The sequence below is a fragment of the Pseudomonas sp. fls2-241-TYG-175 genome, assembly GCF_030209155.1.
GTDB classification, from domain to species: Bacteria; Pseudomonadota; Gammaproteobacteria; order Pseudomonadales; family Pseudomonadaceae; genus Aquipseudomonas; species Aquipseudomonas viridiflava.
The window spans coordinates 26,874-51,909 of sequence record NZ_JARVSO010000009.1 but is presented as its reverse complement, the minus strand read 5'-3'; the positions used below and the strand labels follow the sequence as shown (position 1 = coordinate 51,909).

The window sequence follows — 25,036 nt, the reverse complement described above, 5'->3', positions numbered from 1 at the left end:
TGGAACCACTCAGACAGCCTTTCAATCGGCAGGAGCGTGCATGGATCATTATTCCCAGATGCTGGCGTTCATCTGGTCCACCGAATCTGGCAGTTTTTCGGCCGCCGCCCGCCAGCACCAGATGACGCCGTCTGCTGTCAGCAAACTGATCTCGCGCCTGGAAAACCGGCTTCAGGTCAGGCTTTTCCAGCGCGGTTCGCGAATGCTCACCCTGACTGAAGAAGGTGCCGCTTATCTGCTCAGTGCCAAGGCGGTGGTTGATGCCATGAACGAGGCCGATTCGCTGGCCGAGGCATTGCCGTCCCGGGTCAGTGGTACGTTGCGTATCCATACCATGACTTCATTCGCCAGGCACCAGATCGTGCCATGGCTTCCGGAGTTTCTGGATTGCTATCCCGCGCTGGACGTCGAGATTCAGTTGGGCGCGCAATTCGTCGATCACTTCGAGCACGGCCTGGATATCGCGATTCACAGCGGCGTTCTGCCCAGTTCGTCGCGCATTGCCAGACGTATCGGGGAATGCCAGTGGTTGATCTGCGCCTCGCCGGATTATCTGGCCAGACACGGTGTCCCGACGGTCCCGACCGATCTGCTGAACCACCACTGCTTCAATTTCAGCTTTGTCAGCCCCTGGAACACCTGGTCGTTTCTACAAAATGGCGAAGGCGTTTCGATCCCGGTCACCGCACGTGCATCCTTCACCCAGGGCGACCTGCTGCGTGACATGGCGCTCTCGGGCGCTGGCATCGTCAGGCTGGCCGACTTCCATGTCAGCCAGGACCTGAAGGCCGGTACGCTCGTGACAGTGCTGGATGCTTTCAGTCCAGGGGTCGTCGAGCCGATATACCTGTTGTATTCGGACCGAAAACACCTGAGTCCCAGAATCCGAACCTTCATCGATTTCTTTCAGGACAAGTGGCGCAGGCATCCCTGGCGCGTCAATTGCGAGTGATCACGATCTCCAGATACTCCGCTGGAACGACCAGCGACTTTCCGCAAGAGCGGTTCATCCGGGTGAGCAGTTCGGTTAGATCAGTCTTCAGATTATCTGCCTCAACCTTGGAAAGCGCCTTGAATGCCTTGTGCACCGGGCCGTACCAGCGGCTGAATATCTCTACGAAGTGTTCTGCTGACCGGTAACGAAAGTTGAACAGTCTGAGGTTGCTGCGGATTTCAGCCGCCTCGCGTGCGAACAGCTGGTGAATATGGCCCTTTACGCCCCAGTTCGACGGGTTTGCCGCACCCTCGGGAGGCGGGATATGGCGGGCCAGCGTTGAAGACATCTGGCCGACGAAGCCTTCTGGCGTCCAGCAGGTCAGTCCGATGCGACCGTTGGGTCGACACACTCGCGCCAGTTCTGTCGCAGCCTGTTCCTGATCTGGCGTGAACATCACGCCGAAGGTCGATAGCACGGCGTCGAATGTTGCGTCCTCGAACGGCAGCGCTTCTGCATCGGCTTCCTGGAACGCCACATCGAAATGCTCGGCGCGTGCCCGCTCCCGGCCTCGCTCCAGGAGTGCGCCGACGTAATCGGTCGATGTCACGATGCAGCCTCGCCGGGCGGCTGCAAGTGTCGCGTTGCCGTTTCCGGCAGCGACGTCGAGCACGTATTCGTCGTGGTTCAAATCGCAGGATTCAGCCAACAGCTCGCCGGTGATGGATAGCGTGGTGCCGATGACGGTGTAGTCGCCGCAGCTCCAGGCTTCTCTCTGCCTGGCCTTGATGACTTGCAGATCGGTTGGGGTGTGCATGATAGGTGTCCTTTCCTGACAGATTGGAGAGGCAGGCACCCTGACTGCGAAGATCGGCAACGGTATGGCATGTGAGGAGATCGACCGGGCGGCTCAAGGACGCCCAGTCAGTGCCCGAGGTGCACTTGCCTGAGTGATCAAGCATAGCGGTGGTGTCGGCTATGCCTGTAAGCGAAGGGGTGAATGGTCGTTTGTTGCGGCCCGGCTTTGTAACCGGATTCTACGAGGCTACTTTATTCTGGAGGTCATGTAGATGAGGCGTACAGCGGCAAGGGTGATCGCTTCGGCATCGTCCTTGATGGTTTCCAGATGTGATCTGTCCAGAGTCTCGTCATCGGAGCGGGCTTCAACCAGTCGGGTGACGTGATAAAGGTTCTGGGTCACTTCGTGCAGGCTGCCGTGCAGACGACCAAGTACGCGATTCAGCCGTTCCGAGTGCGTGTTTCCGTGGGTTTCTATCTGCGGGGTAGAACGTTCAAGGCTGAACCCGGTAACAACGTAAGTGACATCAATGCCAGCATCCGAGATGCGTGACAGGTAGTCGGCTCTTGGAGAGCGTATACCATTTTCGTAGTTGCCCTGGGCGTTGGTTTCGACGCCCCCGATGGCACCGAGTGCGCTCTGGGAGAGCTTCAAACGCAGCCGTTCCCGTTTAAGTCGTGGACCAATTCCTGTCATATATCTGTCCTCAAGACACCGTCCACCGACATTGTCTCGGCAGTACCGCAATAATTAGGGTTTGCCGACCAGCGTGTATGACAACGACCGGAGCTCGTTCCGGTTCCATTACGCCGTAGAGCGCGTGCGCAACTTCAGGCAAGCGCCTGATAATTCTGGCACATTGTAATAGAGGGTTTGAACGAAATGATATCGTTTTGTACTTAGTTGAACTGTTTCAGCAGGCTTCAGTCTAGCGTTTCAAAGAACTGATCGAGGCCGTTCAAGGCCTCGATTGTCTGTGCAGTCAGAGGCAGCGTGCAGTGGGCTGCTGGGCCCAACGTTCAGCGGTGCCGGCAATCTTCTCCGCCAGACGGCCAACGGCTTTCTGGTGCGCAATGATCAGGCCTTCCATGCCTGCTCCCGCCTGTTCACGGATCACGCTGCTGCAGGTCAGGTTGGTGCGTTTGCTGCCTGCTGTTGCGCCTGCGCTGCGCTGGGTGAGGGTCCAGACCACATCGATCAGCGCGTAATTGCCGGGCACCGATTCGAAGCGCCGCACGTCCGTGCGGATGGACAAGAGGGGCTGCTCGGTATTCTTGGGAAGCCCTGCCATGTCGCGACTGCCGAAGCGGCGCTCAAGCTGAGGCGTCAGCGCGTCATGAAATTCGTCGCCCAGCGGCGAGCCCCAGCGCTCGGTATCGAGTATCGCCAGACTGCCATCACCCTGACGTACCACCAGCGGCGGCTGGTCGACCTGTACCGGCATGATCACCGGCAGCATTTCGAACTGGAACGGCGCGGCCTGGCTGGCCGCAGCGGTGTTCGACGCCATCGGAGCGATGAGCGTGTAGTAATGAGTCTGGGTCGAGGTGCAGGCACTGATGCCCAGCGCAGCGGTCAGGGCTGCCAGTTTAAGGCGCAGGGTCATTGGTTCGGCTCCGCAATGGCTCGGGATGAAGAGGGTGCATTGAATGAACGCGGGGCAGCATCGCCGGTACGACCGCGGATCAGCGATTCGGGATGGCGGCTGAGGAAGTCGGTCAGCACGCGAACCGAGCGGGCAGTGCGCTGCACCTCATCCATTGCCTGGCCCAGTTGCTGACGCGCAGGCGAGTCTTCGGCCAGCGAATCGTTGGCGGTCCCGAGGGTTTTTTCCGCCTGCTGCAAGGTGCCACGCATTTGCGGCAGGATGCTGCTGTTGACCTGTTTGAGGGTCTTCTGAAGCTCGCTCAGGCTGCCATTGAGGTTGGCGGCCAACTGATCGATCGGCAGTTTGCTGAGTTTCTCGACGAACGCCTGCAATTGTTCCTGCAGTTTGTCGAAGCTGCCCGGCACGGTCGGTATCTCCAGCGGACGGGCTTTGGGGTTGAACGTCACCTTCTGTGCCTTCGGATCGAACTCCATGGCGATGTACAGCTGGCCGGTCAGCAGGTTGCCGTTGCGAACCTGCGCACGCAGTCCGTTGGCGACGAATGCGCCCAGAACCCTGGCCGACTGTTCATCTTCGTCGCCCTTGCCGCCCAACTCCTGAAGCTTGGATTCCGCTGCACCGAGGCGCTTGGGATAGATCACTGCGCCGACGATGCCCGGGAACGTCTTGGTGGCCGGGTCGTAGTCCAGATCCACCGAGACCACTTTGCCGATATTGACGCCCAGGAAGTCGACCGGGGAGTTGACGGTCAGGCCGCGCAGCGACTGATTAAAGCGCATGCGGATGTAGCGGGGCTCACCATCTGGCGGGGCCAGCGCGGTGGCCTGATCGTCGAATATCTTGAATTCGGCGTTTTCGTCGGCCGGCTTGGAATCCGGGCTCCAGTTGGGTTCACGAAATGCCACGCCGCCGGAGATGATCGAGGTCAGCGACTGGGTATTGATCTTGAGGCCCGATGCGCCCACGGTGACGTCCACGCCGCTGGCGTTCCAGAAACGGGTATCGGTGGTGATGTACTGGTCATTGGGCGAGCTGATGAAAATCTGGATATCGACGCCACGGCCATCCTTGGACAGTTCATAGCCGACTACTTGACCCACCTGAATCCGGCGGAAATAGATCGGCGAGCCAATGTCCAGCGACCCAAGGTCATCGGTATGCAGAATGAAGCGCTTGCCTTTTTCGCCGAACGTCACCGGAGGCGGCGTTTCCAGACCGGTGAACTCATTCTTGGTGTCCTGCGCGCTGCCCGCATCCGCGCCGATGAAAGCACCGGACAGTAGGGTGTCGACGCCCGATACGCCATGTGCGCCGATGCGCGGCCGTACCACCCAGAATTGGCTGTCGATGCGGGTGAACGGGTGCGCAGTGTTATTGAGCTCGATGGTGGCCAGCACATGGGTGCGGTCATCGCTGAGGGTGATGTCGGTCACCATGCCGATGACCACGTTCTTGTACTTGACCTGAGTCTTGTTGGCTTCAAGACCTTCCGCCGTGAGAAAACTCACGGTGATCCTCGGGCCGATGTTCATCCAGTCATGAAAGGCCATGGACAGGCCGATCAGCCCTGCGACGATAGGCACCAGCCAGATCAGCGAAATGCGCACGCGGCGCCGCTTGACCTCGGGGCGGGGCATCGAAGCAGAAGGGGGGAGGGTATTGTCAGACATCTTCAACCTCTGCGTCCCAGATAAGCCGGGGATCGAAACTCATGGCGGCGAACATCGTCATCACCACAACCAAACCAAAAAACAGAATGCCGATCCGCGGCTCGATGGTGCTCAGCTCACGAAACTGCACAAGGGATGCCACCAGGGCGACGACCAGTACATCGAGCATCGACCAGTAGCCGATCAGTTCGATGAACCGGTAAAGACGGGCGCGTTCGCGCATGGCCCAGCGGCTGCGGCGCTGGCAGGTGATCAGCAGCATGCCCAGCACCAGAAATTTGATGCACGGCACGACGACACTGGCCACGAAGATCAATATCGCAATGTCCCACGAGCCGCTTTCGAAGAACTCGATGACGCCGCTCATGATGGTGTTCTGGCTGCTGTTGCCCAGCAGTGAGGTGTACATCACCGGCAATGTATTGGCCGGAATGTAGAAAATCAGCGCGGCGATCAGGTAGGCCCAGGTGCGAACGATACTGTTGGGCTTGCGTCGGTGCACCGGCGAATCGCAGCGCGGGCAGCGGCTGGCGTCTTCCTGGCAGGCGTAACCGCAGGTGTGGCACAGGCACAGTTTGTGTTCATGGGCGAAAGGGATGCCGTTCATTCAGCCTTGACTCCCAGTTCGTCCCACAGGTCACGAATGCCCTTGTTGGCGATCAGCAGGATCAGCACCATCAGCATCGCCATGGCCCAGAGCCCTACGCCGGGGTGCACATCGAGCATGCCTGCCAGCTTGATGATCGCAACCAGAATGCCCAGCATGCAGACTTCCAGCATGCTCCAGGGGCGCAGCTGTTCCAGCGCGCGCATGCAGGTCTTGAAGCCCGGCGCGATGACGCCCCTGTTGGCATGCAGCAGCACCCAGAACAGCAGGGCGATCTGCAACAGCGGAGCGAAGATGATCGCGACGCCTGCAACCAGGGCGATGATCGTGATCCTTCCCTGAGCCAGCGCCTCGACCGACTGCCAGAGCGTGACCTCGTTGGTCAGGCCTTTCATGCTGATGCTGATTACCGGAAAGATGTTGGCGAAGACGAAGAAGATCGCCGCAGCGATGGTCAGGGCCAGCAGTTGCTCGATGCTCATGCGCCGTCCCCGGCCGAGCACTGCGCGGCAACGCAGGCAGAACGCGGCATCGCCGGGTTTAAGTGGCTGAGCTTCATACAGCGAATCGCAGTGTTCGCAGATGATCAGATCCGGTGGGTGTCTCGTGGAATGCACAGTGCTCATCGACGCCGTTGATGCAGAGTTCTGGGTGGAAGATCGGAGGTTCGGAAAGATACCTCTTTATTGGCTGTGCAGTGTTTTTTTCTGTGCGTCCCGTCACAACCCTGCAGGGCTGCATGATTGACCGCGGAGGCTGGCGGTGGTTCATGTCATCGGGCCATTATCTATGGATTGCCCCATGTAGCCAATGGCACCGTTGTCAGCACTGTCCATGCTTCTGAACAGGGCAGTGCTGACGTGCCACCGTCAAGGCTTGCCTGGTCTGGCGCGTTGTTTGAGATAGCCCAACAGCTGCCGCGCAGCCTGAGGGACGTTGTGCTCGTCGAAGGTCATGCAGATGGCTCGGGTATCGTCCTCGATGGTGATTTCGTACTGATTCAGGTCGCGTCCGTCTTCATTGAAGGCTTCGCCCGACTTGTTCAGTCCGCTGTCACTCACCAGCCGTTCAAGCTGTTCGGCCTCGGGTTGTTCGAGGGTGGAGGTGTCCACCTCACACCGTTTTATCGCGCCGGCAAAACCGCCCGATTGGACCAGACACACCTTCATCGCTACACCTCTTCAATGTTCAGACCTTGACCCCGACTTTCTTCCAGGCGGCCTGAACGGCTTTTTTGGCGTCTGCACCGAAACGGGGGTCGCTGGCGACCTTTATGCTGATTCTGGCGCAATCGGCGAACTGGCTGTCCGATGCCAGCTCCAGCATTGTTTCATACCAGATTCTGCCTGCCACTTCCCAGGCATTTCCGCCGAGCGCCTTGGCGACCAGTACGAAAGCGCGATTGGGAATGCCCGAGTTGATATGCACGCCGCCCCGGTCCTTGGCGCCGGTGTACAGGTCAGCCATGGTGGCGGGCTGCGGGTCGTCGCCCAGATCCGGGTCGTTGGCGTAAGCGGTTCCGGGTTTCTCCATGTCACGAATCCCGCGGCGGGTCGGGGCAGGGACCAGCAGTTCCTTGCCAACGACCCAGTCCGATTCTTCGGCGCTGGTGCCTTCTTTCCACTGGCGAACCAGCATGCCGAAGACATCGGCGAAATGTTCGTTCAAGGCACCCGACTGGCCACGGTATTCCAGATTGGACGTGAAACTCTGCACGCCATGCGTCAGTTCGTGGCCAATGACTTCCAGACTGCCCGTGAAACGTTTGAAGACCAGGTCGTCGCCATCGCCATAGGCCATCTGGCTGCCGTTCCAGTACGCGTTGCTGAGGGGCACGTAATCGCCTTGAAAATCGACTTCGGCCACATGCACGGTCGAGACCAGCGCCATGCCTGCATCGTCCAGTGAGTTGCGTTCGAACAGTTGCTGATAAAAATCGTAGACATCACCCGAACCGTCATAGGCTTCATCGGTGGCCTTGTCGCCGGTGGCCTTCTGGCCTTCGGAACGCACCACTTTACCCGGCAACTGATCGGTGCCTTTGGCATCGTGGATCACCCGGTGTTTGGTGCCGCTCGGTGATTTTATGGCATGCATCGACGGCATCGTCCGGGCGGTCAGGCGCGAAGCCAGGAATGCGGAGCTGCCGGTCAGGTTGGCGATGGCCCGTGCGCTGATACCGGGCTGTGAGGACTGCGCCATATGCTCGAGCATGTAAGGCGGAATGAAGCAATGCAGGGGATGTCTATCGCACATGTGAAACTCCTGTAGTAATGCACCGATAGCAGCAAGCCACCGGTCAACATGGTCGCGAGAGGTTTGACAGGTGAAAGACGGGTTTTATGCCAAAGAAATATTTCATTACATGATGACCGGTAGGCAAATGATTGGCGCGTTCGCCAATATTCAGTCTGGCCGGGCGTTTGCGGGAAGGGCGGTCGACCTGCGTCACCTCGACACAGCCACTCGATCCACGCGCCGGGAATGCTAGACTCGCGCCACTTCAGACGAGGAGCAGACTCACGTGCGCAAGACGGTAATGATCATGGCGGTGCTGGCACTGGCCGGATGCGATGCAGGCGGTTCCAGAACTCCTGCCCGGGAGAAGTCCCAGGACACGGTTCAGACGGCGCCGGTTACCGGCCCGCAGTGGTTTATCCAGATGAACTCCAGAGAGGCGGTCAGCGATACCAGTGCCTGGCTGCTCGAGCGCAGCTATGTGCCCGTCATCGTCACGATCGACGGCAAGCAGCAAATGTTGCTCGGTCCTTACCCGAGCGAGGCCGAAGCCGAAGAGCAGCGTGTCGCCCTGCAGGCCAAGGTCAGCAAATCACACCGTTTTGCCACGCCTTCGGTGGTGCAGTACACCCGCTGAGGCACCAGACAGCAAAAGGGCGTGATCGCTGTGCAGCGATCACGCCCTTTTTTACGCCTGGTGCGGTGTGTCGATCAACGACGGCCCAGCAGCAAGCCCACGACCAGTCCGAAGCCGGCAGAAATGGCCACGGTCTGCCATGGATGGCCACCGATGTAAGTCTCGGTCGCATCCACCGCCGGCTTGGCGCGATCACGCACGCTCGCCACCGAATCCAGTGCCTGCTTGAGCTTCAGGCTCAGTTGCGCGCGCAGGGTCTCTGCGTCCTCGCCTACCAGCGCTGCGCTGTCCTTGAGTAGCTTGTCGGATTCCTCGATCAGTGCCTGCAGGTCGCTGAACGCCTGATCCTTGATCTGATCGGCAGCAGTTTGGGCAGAGGTCTTGCGAGCCATGGCATTTTCCTTTTCAAGTGATGGCAATAGTGATCAATGGAGTATCGGGCCTCGCGAAAAGTTGCACCGGCTTGAATGACCTGACGCAGGGCTCTGCAAAGAAACACCATTACGGGTGTAAGATGCAGCCGTTTTTAGTCGTAGGTGAACGTTATGAGTTTCAATCTGGCCAACCGGCCCCTTCCTGAACGCGCCGCTATCGAAGATGAAAAATCCCGCCTGTTCGACCTGTGGCAGAGCAATTTGGGCAAGGCCAAGGGCGAGGCCGCGCGGTTGATGGGCGAACGTGCCAAGCGCAAGGGCAAATGGTCGGAGTGGGTTCGCTCCGAGCTGGACACCATGAGCCCGCCGGAGTACGCCAATATGGTGCGCAGTGAAGTCAATCGCCTGATGGCCGCTGCCAAGTAAGCGGTCACTACAATCAGGCAGACAGCGTTATCCCTGGCCCGCGATCACCAGGGATCGCCCTCGGCCTGCCGAAGGTCCAGTGTGCCGCTGTCTCTGAAGCGCATGGTGCCGAACAGGCCGCCGGCCAGCTTGCCGCGTAGCGTGTAGGGCAGGTTGTCCAGTCGCTGGGTCTGGCTCAGGCCGAGGGCCTGACGCAGGGCCGCAAAGGCCGAGACACTGACCGGCACCACCAGCACCGCTTCCGAGAAAGAACCGATGGATCCGTGCTGGTTGCTGACGCCAGACGCCAGCAATCGCCCGTTCACATCCAGATCCAGTGCCACACCGCTGTAATCGATGGCGGTCTCGTTCGGGTTCTGCAGGCGCAGCTTCACCGCCATGCGCAACTCCAGTCCCTGACCCGGCAAGGGGTCGATGCCCACCACACTGATGGTCAACGGATCGCGATTGGGCAGCAGGGTACATGCGCTCAGCGCCAGCATCAGAAGGCCCGAAAGCAAGAGGCGCATTGGGTGTAGCGACATTGTCCGGTTCCTCGGCGTGGCGTCAGTCACCTTCAGACCGCATGGCTGTCAAGAGATTCGCGGGCACGTGAAAGGCCCGTCGGATGACCCCCGAAGATTCAACGTCCGCGCCGTTACCCGCTAATCTGCCTGTTTCAACCATTGCGTCGTGCTGCGCGCAGGTTGATGATTTCAGCGATCCAATAACAACAAGACTGGAGATAGCCATGTCCATCGAAAGGACAACCCCTCATCAAGACCCTGCCCAAAGCCCTGCTCAAGATCCTGTCGTCATCGTCAGTGCTGTCCGCACGCCCATGGGCGGTTTTCAGGGCGAACTGCAGAGCCTGAGTGCCACACGTCTGGGCTCGCTGGCCATCGGCGCCGCCGTAGAGCGTGCCGGTATCGACCCTCGAGACGTTGAAGAAGTCCTGTTCGGTTGCGTGCTGCCCGCAGGCCTCGGTCAGGCGCCCGCCAGACAGGCCGCGCTGGGCGCGGGTCTGGGCAAGGCCACGCTGTGCACCACGCTCAACAAGATGTGCGGCTCGGGTATGCAGGCCACCATTCTGGCTCATGATCTGCTGATGGCGGGCAGTGCAAGCGTTGTCGTGGCAGGCGGCATGGAAAGCATGTCCAACGCACCGTATCTGCTTGACCGCGCCCGTGGCGGTTATCGCATGGGCCACGGTCGTGTGCTGGATCACATGTTTCTCGACGGTCTGGAAGACGCCTATGAGCCGGGCCGCCTGATGGGCACCTACGCCGAGGATTGCGCGCAGAACAATGGTTTCAGTCGCGAGGCGCAGGATGCGTTTGCCATCGCTTCCCTGACCCGCGCCCAACAGGCCATTTCAGAAGGGCATTTCGACGCCGAGATCGTTCCGGTGCAGGTCACTGTCGGCAAGGAACAGCGCCTAATCGCCCATGATGAACAGCCGCCCAAGGCGCGACTGGACAAGATCCCGACACTCAAGCCTGCGTTCCGCGAAGGCGGCACGGTGACGGCGGCCAACGCCAGTTCGATCTCCGACGGTGCCGCTGCGTTGCTGCTGATGCGTCAATCCGAAGCCACGCGCCGAGGGCTGAAGCCGCTCGCCGTTATTCATGCTCACGCCGCGTTCGCCGACGAGCCGGGTCTGTTTCCTACCGCTCCGATCGGGGCGATCAAGCGGCTGCTCGGCAAGACAGGCTGGACGGTGGACGACGTGGATCTCTACGAAATTAACGAGGCCTTCGCCGTCGTGCCTCTGGTCGCCATGAGTCACCTGGAAATTGCGCACCACAAGGTCAATGTCAATGGCGGAGCCTGTGCGCTGGGTCATCCCATTGGTGCCTCGGGTGCACGCATCATCGTGACCTTGCTGGCGGCCCTGCGTCGCAGAAAACTCAAGCGTGGAATCGCGGCTATCTGCATCGGCGGTGGCGAGGCAACGGCTGTTGCGCTTGAAGTAATTGAATAGTTATTTAAATCAACAGCTTGAATGGTATATGTGATGTTGATTGTTTGGTTTGGGATTTAATTTTCAAAAAAATATAAAAAAAAGGATATTTATCAATGGTTTACGAGACTATCTTGAGTGAGGTCAGAGACGGGGTCGGGCTCGTGACGCTCAACCGTCCCAAGGCTCTGAACGCGCTCAACGCTCGATTGATCAATGAACTGAACCATGCGCTGGACGCCTTCGAAGCTGACAGCGCCATCGGCTGTATTGTGCTCACGGGCTCTGAAAAAGCCTTTGCTGCTGGCGCTGATATCAAGGAAATGGTCGATCTGACCTACCCGCAGATCTACCTCGATGACCTGTTTCGCGAAAGCGATCGTGTTGCTTCACGACGCAAGCCCATGATCGCCGCAGTTGCCGGTTTTGCGTTGGGGGGCGGGTGTGAGCTGGCGCTGATGTGCGACTTTATCCTTGCGGCTGACAATGCCCGCTTCGGGCAACCGGAAATCAATCTGGGCGTACTGCCGGGCATGGGCGGCACCCAGCGGCTGACCCGGGCCGTCGGCAAGGCCAAGGCCATGGAAATGTGCCTGACCGGGCGCTTGATCGACGCCCACGAAGCCGAGCGCGCCGGCATGGTGTCTCGGGTCCTGCCGCTGGAAGAGCTCCTCGACGAGGCGCTGAAGGCCGCCGCCAGTATTGCTGCCAAGTCCTTGCCTGTCGCGATGCAGGTCAAGGAAAGCGTCAACCGCGCCTTCGAAGTCAGCCTGGCCGAAGGCATCCGTTTCGAACGCCGTGTGTTTCACGCCACCTTCGCCAGTCAGGATCAGAAGGAAGGCATGCAAGCGTTCATCGAAAAACGGCCGGCTGTCTTCAGGGACTGCTGATATTCAGGGCATCGCGCTGCTGCTGCGTCCAGTTCTGCTGGAAATAGGTATGCAGCGCCATGCACTCGCCGGGATGGATCAGCCATAGCTCCTGGGGCGTCTTGTGATACTCCCTGATCAGTTGCTGGCGATCGGCTTCGCTCAGGCCCAGATAACCCAGATCGTCGGTGGTGCCTTCGAACAGGAAGTGCCTGGGTGCCAAGCGAGCCAGATGATGCAGCCCCGGCTTGCGCATGCGTACGATGTACCAGATTCTCGCGGCCAGCGGTGCGCCGCGCAAGCCTGACAGCTTTGTCAGGCGCAGATCGCTGATGGTTAGGGTCTTTCGGGGTGGAGCATCGGGCGCAAACGTATCCAGCGTGGTATTGCCCCGCACCGAAATCATCTCCGGCGTCAGGTGCAGCTCGGTCTGCGCGCCTTTCACGTTGATGACCTTGTCCGATTCGATATGCAAGTGCTGGCCGGAGCGCAGATGCACGTAGACCGGCGACTTGACGTCGATCCCTTCCAGTCTTATCCGTGATCTGTTTGCAGGCAGGGCTCTTGGCACGCCACAGATCACCGGGCGGTCCGGATCGCTGTTCAGGTGAGCGACGATCACGCGGGTGCCTGCCTGTAGTCGGGCGACCGGGTTGGCAGCCGCACACATCACCTGTGCCAGCGGCCACTGTTCGGGCTCATTTTCCAGACCGGATGCTTTCTGCCAGTCAAAGCGGATCGGCCTGTGGCCTGGCAGGCTGTTCTGCGCATCGACGATCAGCTCCTGAGGCATGAGTGTCGCCTCTTGAAGCTGGTTGATTCTCGGCCTGGGGTGTCTAAGCGCAGGGCGAAAGGGCATCGCCCAAGGCAATACCTTGAACCGATTGGTGTAGCCGGTGGCTGAAACACTATCGTCCGGTACGGGCTCGCTTTCTGTTTCAGGCAGCGCACGGATGATAGCCTCGATATCGTTGGGGTCCAGGCCCTCCAGTGCCTGTAGCTGCCTGCCTGCATGGCGCACTTCGATCAGCAGCCACTGATCGTTGAGCAGCGGCTCGGGATGATCGAGTACGTGCATGATTTCGCCGCTGCGCAGACCTGGCTGATCGCTGGTGCCCTGAAAGTCCCGGCGCTCGCAACGCAGCCGTTCCAGATGGCGCACGCTGCGCTGTTGTCGATGGGCCGTCGCCAGATCGGTCGGACGCTGGCTCGAAGAGGCTTCAAGGGATTCCCTGAGCGCTTGCGCTTCGCGTTCCGTGCGTGCTTTTGAGCCGCTCGGGGTCGAGTGGGTCGCCTGCCAGAACGGATCCTGCTGGCCGCTATGGATCGACCGGCGTTCGGCCAGATGCACAAGCGCAGTCGAGGGGTCGTGAGGGTCGCGACGGAACCGCGTTGGCAGCCGATGCTCGGTGAAGCTGGCCGGATCGTCGGAAAACACCAGCGTATGGCTATCGGGTGTCTGTTCGAAACGGAAGTGAATGCCTTCCTCCTCGCACAGGCGCTGCAACAGGTGCAGATCGGTCTCATCGTACTGGATACACAAGGGGCGACGTGGGTAGAGCCCCGTCATCTGATCGAAGCGGTAGTCGCTCGCCTGCAGCCCGTTGCGTTCAAGCAACTGGGCGATCAACTGTGGGGCGCTCATGTCGTGGTAAGCGCAGCGTCGAGGCTGCCCGGCCAGGTTTTGCAAGGCAGGCATCAGCACCAGTCGATAATGCGTCAGGCGACTGCCGACATACACTTCGAGTGCATGATGGATCAGGCCATGCACGCCTTGACCGGCCAGGCCGAAGCTCAGGAACGCGCTGCGCCCGATCAGGCTGGCCGTGTCCAGCGAGGCTTGCGTGCCGACCAGGTCGATATTGAAACGGTACACGTCGTTCAAGGCATCCAGCCCGGTAAAGCTTATGACATGCAGATCCATCTGGCAGTCGGCAATCGCCAAGGTCATTGGCATTTGCGGGTCTTTGCACATCGTCGGGCGCTCCCACCATGAAATTCAGGGTGCGAAGGTTACGAAATGCGTGAGTGCAAAAGCATCGTTTCAAAGTTTTTCAGAAAAGGACTACACGACGAAGCGCGAGCAGGCCTGAGATATTGAGCGCAGTGACACGCTCATCGACGCAATCACAGCCCGGCAGGGGTTTCATCTGGCGTGATCGCGTATAAAATGCGTCGCGCCGGAAACGTCTTTGCCGGCCACCCCTATTTTCAACGTCCTGCCACCCTTGCAGGCTGCCTCGCAGTCGCACCGGGCGGGACGCACACTGGATCAAGAGAGCAGACATGGGCGCACAGTGGAAGGTCAAGCATAAAGAAGCGGCAGCCAACGCCAAGGGACGTACGTTCGGCAAGTTGTCCAAGGAGATCATGATCGCGGCCCGCGCAGGCGCCGACCCTGACATGAACTCGCGGCTGCGTCTGGTGGTGGAGCAGGCCAGGAAAGCCTCGATGCCCCGTGAAACGCTGGAGCGCGCGATCAAGAAGGGCGCAGGCCTGCTGGGCGAAAGCGTCAACTTCGAACACCTGACCTATGAAGGTTTCGCACCGCATCGCGTGCCGGTGATCGTCGAATGCCTGACCGACAATATCAACCGCACTGTGTCGGAAATCCGCGTCCTGTTTCGCAAGGGGCAGCTGGGCGCTGCAGGCTCCGTGTCCTGGGATTTCAACTACCAGGGCATGATCGAAGCGGTGCCTGCGTCGCCGGACGCCGATCCTGACGAAGCGGCCATCGAAGCTGGCGCCCAGGACTGTGAGCCGGCGGAAGAGGGTGCCACCCTGTTCCTGACTGACCCCACAGACATGGACGCCGTGTGCAAGAAACTGCCTGAATTCGGCTTTACCGTGCAGTCTGCGCAGTTGGGCTACCGTCCGAAAAGCACGGTGGACGGCCTGACCGATGAGCAGATGGCAGAAGTCGAAGCTTTCCTGGAAGCCATCGATAACCACGACGATGTGCAGAACGTCTACGTGGGTCTGGCTGGCTGATCCACTCCGGTCTGGAGCGCCTCAGGCGCTCCATGCCTGCAACTGTACGCACACTTCCTCAAGCAGCGGCCTGCGTTTGCAGTCAGGCTGGATGCAGCTTTTCTGAAGCTGCTCAAGTCCTTCACGGATCTGCGCGTCTTCGGCTGACGGCTCGCAACGCTCCAGCAGTTCCCCCAGCAAGATGCCGAATGCCCGCGTTTCCAGACGCTGCAGCGCCTGTCCCGCAGGCTCTGACGGATGAAAAGAGGCCGCACCGAAGTCGCCCAGCAGGCAATTGCCGTTTTCCTGCACAAGGATATTGTGGCCATACAGGTCGCCGTGGCTGATGCCGCACGCGTGCAGGTGAGCGGTGACCGAAGCGATGCCGGTTGCCAGACGCAGCAGTTCCGGCAGCGAGAACCGGGTATTGGCGTCGTAGATATCGCGACTGCAGGAGTCCAGGCTGGGTGGACCAGCGAGGTTGCGGAAGTCGGGCGCTATCAGCTCCATTACCAGGCCCCGTTGCTGTTCGGGGTGCTCCGCGATCTGTCCCAGCACCTCGATCAGGTGCGCATGTCGGCCTGCGGCAATGCAGGCGGCCATTTCATTGAACGGTGAGCCATCGCTGGTCACATCGCCCTTGTACAGCTTGACCGCTACCGTCTGCGCCTGCCCGTCGTCCTGCCATTCGGCCTGCCGAATGACGCCTGATGCTCCTTCACCCAGACGCTGCCCCAGGCTCAAGTGCTGCCATGGAATCTGCCGCACCGGCAGCGCCTCATGCTCCGGGCACAACGGGTTGTCTGCAAACGCCAGCCAGGCGAGGGCGGGCAGTTGCAGTAGCCATCCTGGCAGTTCGGTCAGCCGGTTTGCGGCAATACGGATCAGTTCCAGCCTGTGACAGTCGGCCAGCGTCGGCGGCAGGCGCTGTAACCGGTTACCGGCCAGCATCAGCTTTTGCAGATCGGGTCGGCGACCCAGTTCGTCCGGCAGCGACTCGATGCAGTTATCGGTCAGAATCAGCCAGCGCAGACGTGGCGGTAGTGCCGACGCGCTGACCTGCCGAATACGATTGGCCTTGAAGCCGACAATGCGCAGCTGCTCGCACCGCCCGATGCACTCAGGCAAATGGGTAAAGGCGTTGTCGGACCCGAACAGCACGTGCAGCCGAGTCAGGCGATGCAGGTCGTCCGGCAGATCGCTCAGCGAATTGCCACTGAGGTTGAGGACTTCCAGCGTATCTGCCAGGTCGAAAATTTCCTGCGGGAATTCGGTCAGTCCGCAGGACAGGTCAAGACGCCTTATGCCGGCCAGCTTGCCGGCGCGCAGGTCTGCGAGGGTATGCATAGGTGTGGGTTCGGTCTTCAGTCGGACAAGCGCGCATCATAACGGCAGTTTTTGCAGGTCGCCGCAGATATCACCCTTCATGGCAGGCAGCGCTCTACCCACTGATGCACGGTGGCGAGGCTCGGCGGGGATTCGGAATAGAGAATCCGGTAGATCATGGGGGCGACGATGGCGTCGATCAATTCGTCGGCCGATGGCGACGGCTCGTTTCGACTCGCGGCGCGATCAATGATGGTCTGCAACTGCTCGCGAACGATCGATGCGCATTTGCCGCCACAGTTCGAGGCACTGGCCGCCACGTCACGCATCATCTCGCGCCCTGGCGCCGAGGACATTTCGTCCAGATACATTTCGCTCCAGCTCAACAGATCAAGGCGCAGTTCGCCGTGATCGATGGGCTCATCCGGGCGCAGCCGTGCAATGGCAGCGTCGGCCAGCAGATTGGTCAGGTCGCCCCAGCGCCGGTAGATGGTCGACGGTGTAACGCCTGCGCGAGTCGCGATCAGAGGCACGCTGAGCGTCGAGCGGTCCTGTTCCAGCAACAGATCGCGAACGGCACGGTGAATGGATTCCTGCACACGGGCGCTGCGGCCTCCGGTGCGTACTGCTTCTTTGATAGCCATACGGCGGACCTTAACACAAAGTATTTGCTTTAAGCGGCATCAGACAGCACACTCCGCAAAAGCTAATTAATGGCTTTAAAAGGTTGCATCAGTGGAGAGTGTACCCATGTCCCTATCTTTGCAGAACCCGCAGCCCGATAGCCGGGGGCAAAGCCATCTGGTCTTTCTGGCCTTCACGACCCTGTGTTTCTTTGCCGCATCCAGCACGCCTACGCCGCTGTATCACTTGTATCAGGAAGCGTGGGGCTTTTCTTCCGGGATGCTCACGCTGATTTTCGCGGTCTATGCATTCAGCTTGCTCGCAGCGCTGTTGATGGGCGGATCACTCTCCGATTATCTGGGACGTCGCCCGGTCATTCTCGGTGCCTTGCTGATCCAGGCAGCCTCCATGCTGTGCTTCATCGCCGCCACGGATGTGACCTGGCTGGTGATCGCGCGGCTGCTTCAAGGGTTCGCTACCGGGCTGGCTGCCAGTGCGTTGGGCGCAGCGTTGCTGGACAGTGATCAGGTCCGTGGACCGCTGATCAACAGCATTTCCCCGATGTTGGGTATGGCGGTCGGTGCATTGGGTACAGCGCTGCTGGTGCAGTTCGCGCCGCATCCCTTGTTGCTGGCTTACTGCCTGCTGTTGGCGGCCTTTCTGGCGCAGGCGCTTTACCTGAAGCGAGTGCCCGAGACGGCCAGTCCGCAACCGGGCGCCTGGCAGTCCCTGAAGCCTTCGCTGCACGTGCCTGTGCAGGCCAGACGCATGTTGTGGCTGGTGCTGCCGGTGGACATCGCCGCCTGGGCATTGGGGGGCTTTTTTCTGTCATTGAGTCCGTCCTTGCTGGCCGCTGCCACAGGTTCGACTTCGCCGCTGGATGGCGGACTTGCGGTCGCGGCCCTGACTCTGAGTGGTGCGCTGGCCATTATGATCCTGCGCCAGCGTGCTCCAGAGCTGGGCCTCTGGGTCGGGGCAAGTTTCATGATCGTCGGGGTGACGGTGATTCTGCTGGCCGTCAACTCAGGCGTGCTCTGGCTGTTCTTCTGCGGCGCGATGATCGCCGGGATTGGCTTTGGATCGAGTTTTCTCGGCGCGTTGCGCATGCTCATGCCGACCGCGCATGCACATGAGCGAGCGGGGCTGATGTCGGCCTTTCTGGTCCTCAGCTACTTGGCGTTCTGCATGCCATCGCTGGCAGCCGGTTTTGCTGCGCGTTCGTTTGGTCTGGTAATGACCAGTAACGTCTATGGTGGGATCGTTATCGTGCTGGCATTGATGGCGCTGGCCGGATTGCTGGTGCGCCGTGCTGCGGGCGCAGGCACGGCGGGGGATGAGCGTGTTGCGTGATTGCTGACCCGAATCTGCCGGGCAAACGCCACCCAGTGTGGGAGGCGGCTTGCCGGCGATTCGATTTCCCGGACGACATCCCGGCGTCTTGACTGAACCCCGTTACCGTCAACGCAGATCCTGAACCATTTCCGTCAGCACACTCAACACGTCCTTGCCCAACTGCGCCGAGCGTTTGCCTGACCAGCCGGTGATCGGATCAGGGGCGTTGTCGTTGTCCTTGAACGGCATCTCCAGGGTTAGCGCCAGGCATTTGTAACGTTCGCCAATGCTGTTGCAGGCCAGGTTCATGTTGGCCTGGCCTGGAGCGCTGCGCGGGTAGCCGTACACACTCTGGAAATCGACCGTGATCTCACCCAGGCGACGACGGAACTGCTCTTCCAGTTGCTGTTGTTTGGCGGTGTAGCCCGGATTGCCTTCGCAGGCTGCAGTGAAGACGTACGGGATTTCTTCGTCACCATGCACGTCCAGGAACATGTCGACGCCGTAGTGTTCCATCTGCTGTTTGACGAAAAACACCTCAGGGCTGAATTCCTCGGTGCTGTCCTGCCAGGCGCGGTTCAGGTCCCTGCCTTTGGCATTGGTGCGCAGATGACCGTGAAACGCGCCGTCGGGGTTCACGTTCGGCACCAGATACAGGTCGGCATTGGCCAGAAGCTGCTGCATGGCCGCATCGTCGTCCTGCTGAAGACGCTCGATAACGCCCTCCATGAACCATTCGGCCATGTGCTCGCCGGGATGCTGCTGGGCAATGATCCAAATGTTGCGTTTGCCTTGCGCACCGTCGCCTTTGCGCAGCAACTGAATATCGCGGCCCTCGACGCTCTTTCCGGTCTCCAGCAACTGCATCCCGGCCTGTTCCTGAGCCTGCTCGATCAGCCTTTCATGACGCTCGCGGCTGTAGGGTTCGAAGTACGCGAACCAGACCTGCGGCTGGCTCGGCGACAGGCTGAAATCGAGTGCCTTGCCATCGAACCCGGACGGCACCCGGAACCATTCTTCGTGATCATAGGACGCGACCGCGTGATAACCGGTCCACGCGCTGTTGAACGTCGATTCGCTGGCGTTGGTCAGGCTGAAGGTGTGGGGTGCGCCGACCTCCATGCCTTCGACCTTGAAGTGGAACCACTGAAAATGGCCACTTTGGGTGTCAGGTCGGATGGCCAGTTTGATGCGAGCCGGGTTGCTGGCATCCAGAACTTGAATGTTGCCGCTGTCGAAGTCTGCGTCGATGATGAGGGTCAAGGTGCGTGCCTGCATATGTTGTGCGTTCAAGGCAGCCACTTTACACCGATCGGCTCGTCACGGACTTCTCTGGAACGGTCATTCAGCGTCAGGAAAGTACCTCGGCCGTGACCATCAGGCTGCACAGCAACGTGGTCAGCAGGCACCAGGCGAGATACACGCGCCGTTTGCGCCGGTGCCAGCCGCCGATTCCCAGCAATGAAGCCGGGGCCTGAAGTTCGCGCCAGATGCGCTCACAGCTCTGAAACGCCGCCAGGTGCCTGGAATCCGCGTCGAGCCAGTGCCGAAATTCGATCCGCTCGCTGGCAGTCGCGCTTGGGCTTTGCAGATGCACGTACCAGCGGCTTGCCTGTTCCTGAATGGTCTGACCATCGAGGGCGGAATCGGAGGCGCAGCCATGGGCCTGCCTGAGCACGCGAACCATGGCGCGCTCTACCTTGGCGACATCGACATCTAGGAAGCGGGCAATCTCTGCGTAGGGCAAACCGTCGAGGCGGCTGAGCAGGAAAATCTGCCGGGTACGGCGCGACAGCCTGCCGAGGGTGTGGCAGGTTTCGATCGTACGCGCTGACGGAGCCAGGTCCGGAACCGTGGCGGGCAGGGGCAACAAGGGCGAGAGCTGACTACTCATGATGTATAGCTCGCTGATCTTCCATAGAAATTCTTCCTTGAACCTATAGGTTTCATCCATGACACATTCAGCCTAGTGAATGCGAGAATCGTTCTCAAGTGAAAAGGCGCTGCAATTGCGATTTATCTGAACGTTTCAGTCATTGTCGGCATAAAAAACTGACCTCATGCGGCGTTGCACTGATATCATCAGCGCCATTCTGAAACACCGTGCAACACCCCAGACTTCATTAGCCTGAAGCAGCGAAAAAACCAAAAAAAGACCCGGCAAAAAAGCCGGGTCAAAAACCGTGATTAGCCTGATGAGGAGATAATCTGCAAGCCGACCTAAGACTTCCAGGTTATCCAGCCAGTCTCGCGACCAGCTGATGCAATAATAATCATTATCATTTGCCAGTCAAATGTTTTGGCATCCTCATAGAAAGAAACAATCCATTGGCGCTCGTCGATGGATTGCGCCTTTTCCCTCTCTGTCTCTTCTTCGTCCTCAGTCCAGCGGCAGTTCTGTCGTGCGCTTGACCGTGCTCATGGCGATGTTGGAGTGTGCTTCGTGCACATGCGGCAGTTGCAGCAGATGGTCTCGCAGAAAGCGCTCGTAACTCGCTATGTCCTGTGCCACGACCTTGAGCATGAAGTCCATGCCGCCTGCCATGGTGTAGCACTCCAGCACCTCCGGGTGGCCGATGATCGCTTCTTCGAACTCGGCAAGATACCGCCTGCCGTGGCCTGAAAGCTTGACCTCGACGAACACTGTCATGCTCAGCCCCAGCTTTTGCGCGCTGAGCAAAGCAACGGTGCGCTCGATCACGCCTTCCTCCTGAAGTCTGTGTATGCGTCGCCAGCAGGGTGACTGCGACAGCTCGACACGCTCGGCAATCTCTGCCGCCGACAGATCGGCGTCATGTTGCAACAGGCGGAGAATCTTGCGATCGATGGGGCTCAATTTAAGCTGCATGAATTGACCTTGTTTTTTGTTTTTTTCGAAAAGGGCATGCTCAATATCAGCAGATATCTGTCAATTTAGAAAGAAAAAGCCTCTTTTCTACAGGCAGTCTAATGACAAGGCCGCCGGGCTGGACCTTCCCGGCGAGATGGACCTTACTCATAAGAAAGCCTGAATAAAAACAAGAGAGGTAATCGCATGACCCTGGCTGATATTCGTCTGGACGATAAATACCGGCTCGCCACCGGCAACCTGTACCTCACCGGAACACAGGCGCTGACCCGGCTGCCGATGCTGCAGAAGCAGCGTGACGAAGCGCGCGGGCTCAATACGGCGGGTTTCATTTCCGGCTATCGCGGCTCGCCACTGGGCAATCTGGACAAGAGCCTGTGGGATGCGAAGGATTATCTCCAGCAGAACGCCATTCATTTCCAGCCGGGCATCAACGAAGAACTCGCAGCCACCGCCGTATGGGGCAGCCAGCAGGTCAATCTGTTTCCTCAGGGCAAGTACGACGGGGTGTTCGCACTCTGGTACGGCAAGGGGCCGGGTGTCGATCGTTGCGGTGACGTCTTCAAGCACGGCAACTCGGCTGGCGTCGCGGCCAACGGCGGGGTGCTGATCCTCGCGGGCGATGATCACGGCTGCAAGTCGTCGACCATTGCACACCAAAGCGAACATGCCTTCATCGCCTCGATGATTCCGGTGCTCAATCCCAGCAACGTTCAGGAAATCCTCGACTACGGCATCATTGGCTGGGAGCTTTCGCGCTACAGCGGTTGCTGGGTGGCGATGAAGACCATCGCAGAAAACGTCGACTCTTCTGCGGTCGTCGAAGTCGATCCGTTGCGCATGCAGACCCGCATTCCCGAAGATTTTGAGCTGCCCGAAGGCGGCCTGCACATTCGCTGGCCGGATCCACCGCTGGCCCAGGAAGCGCGCCTCAACACTTACAAGATCTACGCCGCCAGGGCGTTTGCTCGTGCCAATGAACTGAACAAGGTGGTCATCGATTCTGCCCAGCCGCGTCTGGGTATCGTGACCACAGGCAAATCCTATCTGGATGTGCGCCAAGCGCTCGAAGAGCTGGGCATCGATGAGCAACTCTGCGATCAGGTCGGCATTCGCGTGCTCAAAGTCGGAATGAGCTGGCCGCTGGAGCCGGTATCGGTGCATGACTTCGCCCAGGGTCTGGACGAGATTCTGGTGGTCGAAGAAAAGCGCAGCGTCATCGAAGACCAGTTGACCGGCCAGCTGTACAACTGGCCGGTAGATCGTCGCCCGGTGGTGGTTGGCGAGTTCGACGAGCAGGGCCGCTCATTGTTGCCGAACCTGAGTGAACTGACTCCGGCGATGATCGCCCGGGTCATCGCCAAACGGCTTGCTCCGTTCTACAGCAGCGCGCAGATCGACGCGCGCCTGCAGTTTCTCAGCGAGAAGGAAAAAGCCCTGCAGGCGCCGCTGTTCACTACCCAGCGCACACCGCACTTCTGTTCCGGCTGCCCGCACAACACCTCTACCCGAGTACCGGAAGGCAGCCGTGCACTGGCGGGTATCGGCTGCCATTACATGACGATCTGGATGGACCGTGCGACCGATACCTTCACCCAGATGGGCGGCGAGGGCGTGACCTGGATCGGTCAGGCACCGTTTACCGATACCCCGCACGTGTTTCAGAACCTGGGTGACGGCACCTATTTCCACTCGGGCCATCTCGCGCTTCGGGCGGCTGTCGCGTCCAAGGTCAACATTACCTACAAGATTCTCTACAACGATGCCGTGGCCATGACCGGCGGGCAGCCTATCGATGGCGTATTGCGCGTCGATCAACTGAGCCGTCAGGTGTTCAACGAAGGCGTGCAGCGCATCGCCCTTGTGTCTGACGAACCGGACAAATACCCGAACAGGGAAGGCTTCGCGCCGATCACCACGTTCCATCACCGACGCGATCTGGACAGCGTGCAGCGCGAGCTTCGCGAGTTCAAAGGCGTGTCGGTGATCATCTACGACCAGACCTGCGCCACCGAGAAGCGCCGTCGCCGTAAGCGCGGCACGATGCCTGATCTGGAAAAACGTGCGTTGATCAACCCGGCGGTGTGCGAGGGGTGCGGTGACTGTGGCGTGAAATCCGGCTGTCTGTCTGTGCTGCCGAAGGAGACTGCGCAGGGCCGCAAGCGTGAAATCGACCAGAACGCCTGCAACAAGGATTTCAGTTGCGTCGAGGGCTTCTGCCCCAGTTTCGTCACCGTTCATGGCGGCAAATTGCGCAAGCCGGTCCTGCCCAAACAGGTCGAAGCGTTCGCCACCTTGCCGGAGCCGACTCTGCCTTCACTGGAACGGCCATTCAATATTCTGCTGCCTGGCGTCGGTGGCACCGGTGTGACCACCGTGGGCGCGATGCTCGGTTACGCCGCCAATCTGGAAGGCAAAGGCTGCAGCGTGCTGGATCAGGCCGGACTGGCGCAGAAATTTGGCCCAGTGGTCAGTCATATCCGCATCGCAGCGCGCCAGCAGGAGCTCTTTGCCGTGCGGATTGCCGCTGGCGAGGCGCATCTGCTATTGGGTTGCGACCTGTTGGTGGCAGCCGGGCCGGATGCGATTGCCAAGCTGGACAGCGCGATTTCCCATGCGGTGGTCAACAGCCAGCAGACGCCGACTGCAGAGTTCACCCGCAACCCGGATGCCGTGTTCCCGGTCGAGGCCATGAAGCAGACCATCATCGATGCGGTGGGCGCAGACAAGACCCATTTCGTCGAAGCCACCTCGCTGGCGACCCGGTTGATGGGCGACAGTATCGCCAGCAACCTGTTCATGCTGGGTTATGCCTATCAGTTGGGCTTGATCCCGCTGACGTCGAAGGCCATCGAGAAGGCCATCGAGCTTAACGGTGTGTCCGTGAGTCTCAATCAACAGGCTTTCCTGTGGGGACGTCGCACCGCCCACGATCCGGTTGCGGTGGAGGCGTTCGTCAATCCGAAACAGCAGCCCGTCGAGCCGTCGCAACTGACGCTGGAGCAGCGTATTCAGAGCAATCTGGCCACGTTGTCCGAGTACCAGAACCAGGCCTATGCCGATCGCTACCTCAAACTCGTACAGCGGGTTCAGGATGCAGAAGCCAGGATGTTCCCCGGTCAGCAGCCAACGCTGACCGAGGCCGTGGCGTTCAACTTCTTCAAGCTGCTGGCCTACAAGGACGAGTATGAAGTGGCGCGCCTTTACAGCAACGGTGACTTCACGCGGCAACTGGAGGCGCAGTTCGAAGGAGACTACCGGCTTGAATTCCATCTGGCGCCGTCATGGCTTGCCAAGCGCGACCCGCATACCGGACAGCCGCGCAAACGCAGCTTCGGTCCCTGGATGTTGCGGGCATTCGATGTGCTGGCGAAATTCAAGTTTTTGCGTGGCACCGCGCTCGATCCGTTTGGCCGCAGCCTTGAGCGTCGTCAGGAGCGCGAGCTGATCGAGCGCTACGTCAGCGATGTCGAGCTGATTCTGCAGCACTTGCAGGCCGGCAATCGTCACACTGCGTTGAGTCTGGCACGCCTGCCTGAGCGCATCCGCGGCTATGGCTACGTCAAGGAAAGTGCAATGAAGGCTGCTGCGTTGCAGGCGAATGTGCTGCGTCGCAGTCTTGAAAGCGGAGAAGTGGCTGCGCCGAAGTTGTATGAGGTGGCGGCGTAAAAACAGCCTGTCTGGTTATTTATAACTGACGGATTGCGCATTCACGGCGGATGCGCAATCCATTCTTTGTATTCAAAGGCGTGTTAATTTTATCTGGGCTTATGCTTTTGAGTGGTTTTTGTTGGGTGTCGTTATCAAATACTATTGAGCTGATTAATATAT

General features: G+C 59.6%; 24 protein-coding genes. 8 read left to right on the top strand and 16 right to left on the bottom strand.

Features of this window, described 5'->3' with window-relative positions; genetic code table 11:
* Positions 1-40 precede the first annotated feature (40 nt).
* The gene (locus QRN20_RS08115; protein ID WP_122434373.1) at positions 41-952 is read left to right on the top strand and encodes a LysR family transcriptional regulator; all 912 of its coding nucleotides are present in this window, start codon (positions 41-43) and stop codon (positions 950-952) included.
* Here the strand turns inward: QRN20_RS08115 and QRN20_RS08110 are convergent.
* The 8 genes from QRN20_RS08110 to QRN20_RS08075 form a co-directional block, all read right to left on the bottom strand.
* Positions 939-1,751 (bottom strand): class I SAM-dependent methyltransferase, encoded by an 813-nt coding sequence (locus tag QRN20_RS08110; RefSeq protein WP_122407228.1) that lies wholly within the window; start codon positions 1,749-1,751, stop codon positions 939-941. The two genes, QRN20_RS08115 and QRN20_RS08110, sit on opposite strands and share 14 nt — an antisense overlap.
* Positions 1,752-1,979: 228 nt before the next feature.
* Complete coding sequence (locus tag QRN20_RS08105; RefSeq protein ID WP_285360098.1) at positions 1,980-2,429, bottom strand: helix-turn-helix domain-containing protein; 450 nt, start codon at positions 2,427-2,429, stop codon at positions 1,980-1,982.
* Positions 2,430-2,715: 286 nt separating this feature from the next.
* Positions 2,716-3,339 (bottom strand): PqiC family protein, encoded by a 624-nt coding sequence (locus tag QRN20_RS08100; protein WP_058431655.1) that lies wholly within the window; start codon positions 3,337-3,339, stop codon positions 2,716-2,718.
* Entirely contained in the window at positions 3,336-5,012 is a 1,677-nt protein-coding gene (locus tag QRN20_RS08095) for a PqiB family protein (RefSeq protein ID WP_029243427.1), read from the bottom strand. The genes QRN20_RS08100 and QRN20_RS08095 overlap by 4 nt, the downstream gene beginning before the upstream one ends.
* The gene (locus QRN20_RS08090) at positions 5,005-5,619 is read right to left on the bottom strand and encodes a paraquat-inducible protein A (protein ID WP_004882059.1); all 615 of its coding nucleotides are present in this window, start codon (positions 5,617-5,619) and stop codon (positions 5,005-5,007) included. Before QRN20_RS08090 ends, QRN20_RS08095 begins: the two co-directional genes overlap by 8 nt.
* A complete protein-coding gene (locus tag QRN20_RS08085) occupies positions 5,616-6,245 on the bottom strand; it encodes a paraquat-inducible protein A (RefSeq protein WP_058431656.1) in 630 nt (209 codons plus the stop codon). Before QRN20_RS08085 ends, QRN20_RS08090 begins: the two co-directional genes overlap by 4 nt.
* A gap of 243 nt (positions 6,246-6,488) precedes the next feature.
* Positions 6,489-6,788: a protealysin inhibitor emfourin gene (locus tag QRN20_RS08080; RefSeq protein WP_025994586.1), complete on the bottom strand. Its 300-nt coding sequence runs from the start codon at positions 6,786-6,788 to the stop codon at positions 6,489-6,491.
* A 19-nt stretch (positions 6,789-6,807) separates the two neighbouring features.
* A complete protein-coding gene (locus tag QRN20_RS08075; RefSeq protein ID WP_004882067.1) occupies positions 6,808-7,875 on the bottom strand; it encodes a M4 family metallopeptidase in 1,068 nt (355 codons plus the stop codon).
* Between the two features lie 268 nt (positions 7,876-8,143).
* Here QRN20_RS08075 and QRN20_RS08070 point away from each other — a divergent pair, with 268 nt between their 5' ends.
* Entirely contained in the window at positions 8,144-8,494 is a 351-nt protein-coding gene (locus QRN20_RS08070) for a hypothetical protein (RefSeq protein WP_029243424.1), read from the top strand.
* Positions 8,495-8,568: 74 nt separating this feature from the next.
* Here QRN20_RS08070 and QRN20_RS08065 read toward each other — a convergent pair whose 3' ends face one another.
* Positions 8,569-8,886 (bottom strand): ElaB/YgaM/YqjD family protein, encoded by a 318-nt coding sequence (locus QRN20_RS08065; RefSeq protein ID WP_004882072.1) that lies wholly within the window; start codon positions 8,884-8,886, stop codon positions 8,569-8,571.
* A 153-nt stretch (positions 8,887-9,039) separates the two neighbouring features.
* On the opposite strand from QRN20_RS08065, the gene QRN20_RS08060 reads away from it, so the two are divergent.
* Positions 9,040-9,294, top strand: a complete 255-nt coding sequence (locus QRN20_RS08060) for a hypothetical protein (RefSeq protein ID WP_004882073.1) — start codon at positions 9,040-9,042, stop codon at positions 9,292-9,294.
* Between the two features lie 44 nt (positions 9,295-9,338).
* Here the strand turns inward: QRN20_RS08060 and QRN20_RS08055 are convergent, their stop codons facing one another.
* Entirely contained in the window at positions 9,339-9,818 is a 480-nt protein-coding gene (locus tag QRN20_RS08055; RefSeq protein WP_285360093.1) for an LEA/WHy family protein, read from the bottom strand.
* A 206-nt stretch (positions 9,819-10,024) separates the two neighbouring features.
* On the opposite strand from QRN20_RS08055, the gene QRN20_RS08050 reads away from it, so the two are divergent.
* Both QRN20_RS08050 and QRN20_RS08045 read left to right on the top strand, forming a co-directional pair.
* Complete coding sequence (locus tag QRN20_RS08050; protein WP_285360092.1) at positions 10,025-11,257, top strand: acetyl-CoA C-acyltransferase; 1,233 nt, start codon at positions 10,025-10,027, stop codon at positions 11,255-11,257.
* A gap of 95 nt (positions 11,258-11,352) precedes the next feature.
* Complete coding sequence (locus tag QRN20_RS08045) at positions 11,353-12,126, top strand: enoyl-CoA hydratase (protein WP_122518471.1); 774 nt, start codon at positions 11,353-11,355, stop codon at positions 12,124-12,126.
* On the opposite strand, the gene QRN20_RS08040 is transcribed toward QRN20_RS08045, so the two are convergent.
* A complete protein-coding gene (locus tag QRN20_RS08040) occupies positions 12,113-14,062 on the bottom strand; it encodes a type VI secretion system Vgr family protein (RefSeq protein WP_285360091.1) in 1,950 nt (649 codons plus the stop codon). The genes QRN20_RS08045 and QRN20_RS08040 overlap by 14 nt on opposite strands.
* A gap of 329 nt (positions 14,063-14,391) precedes the next feature.
* Between QRN20_RS08040 and QRN20_RS08035 the strand changes: the two genes are divergently transcribed.
* A complete protein-coding gene (locus QRN20_RS08035) occupies positions 14,392-15,096 on the top strand; it encodes a YebC/PmpR family DNA-binding transcriptional regulator (protein WP_058431660.1) in 705 nt (234 codons plus the stop codon).
* Between the two features lie 21 nt (positions 15,097-15,117).
* On the opposite strand, the gene QRN20_RS08030 is transcribed toward QRN20_RS08035, so the two are convergent.
* On the bottom strand, positions 15,118-16,422 hold the full coding sequence (locus QRN20_RS08030) for a leucine-rich repeat-containing protein kinase family protein (RefSeq protein WP_285360090.1): 1,305 nt from the start codon (positions 16,420-16,422) through the stop codon (positions 15,118-15,120).
* A 77-nt stretch (positions 16,423-16,499) separates the two neighbouring features.
* Positions 16,500-17,045, bottom strand: a complete 546-nt coding sequence (locus QRN20_RS08025; RefSeq protein WP_004882102.1) for a TetR/AcrR family transcriptional regulator — start codon at positions 17,043-17,045, stop codon at positions 16,500-16,502.
* Between the two features lie 106 nt (positions 17,046-17,151).
* On the opposite strand from QRN20_RS08025, the gene QRN20_RS08020 reads away from it, so the two are divergent.
* Positions 17,152-18,375, top strand: a complete 1,224-nt coding sequence (locus QRN20_RS08020) for an MFS transporter (RefSeq protein WP_122414273.1) — start codon at positions 17,152-17,154, stop codon at positions 18,373-18,375.
* A 108-nt stretch (positions 18,376-18,483) separates the two neighbouring features.
* On the opposite strand, the gene QRN20_RS08015 is transcribed toward QRN20_RS08020, so the two are convergent.
* From QRN20_RS08015 to QRN20_RS08005, 3 genes are all read right to left on the bottom strand, one after another.
* Positions 18,484-19,620 carry a M14 family metallopeptidase gene (locus tag QRN20_RS08015; RefSeq protein WP_285360184.1) on the bottom strand — a complete coding sequence of 379 codons (1,137 nt, stop codon included), beginning with the start codon at positions 19,618-19,620 and terminating at the stop codon, positions 18,484-18,486.
* A gap of 88 nt (positions 19,621-19,708) precedes the next feature.
* Positions 19,709-20,251, bottom strand: coding sequence for a DUF4880 domain-containing protein (locus QRN20_RS08010; RefSeq protein ID WP_122421973.1), 543 nt, complete (start codon positions 20,249-20,251; stop codon positions 19,709-19,711).
* 486 nt (positions 20,252-20,737) lie between these two features.
* Positions 20,738-21,205, bottom strand: coding sequence for an Lrp/AsnC family transcriptional regulator (locus tag QRN20_RS08005; protein WP_004882112.1), 468 nt, complete (start codon positions 21,203-21,205; stop codon positions 20,738-20,740).
* Positions 21,206-21,391: 186 nt separating this feature from the next.
* On the opposite strand from QRN20_RS08005, the gene QRN20_RS08000 reads away from it, so the two are divergent.
* Complete coding sequence (locus tag QRN20_RS08000; RefSeq protein ID WP_285360089.1) at positions 21,392-24,874, top strand: indolepyruvate ferredoxin oxidoreductase family protein; 3,483 nt, start codon at positions 21,392-21,394, stop codon at positions 24,872-24,874.
* Positions 24,875-25,036: the final 162 nt, after the last annotated feature.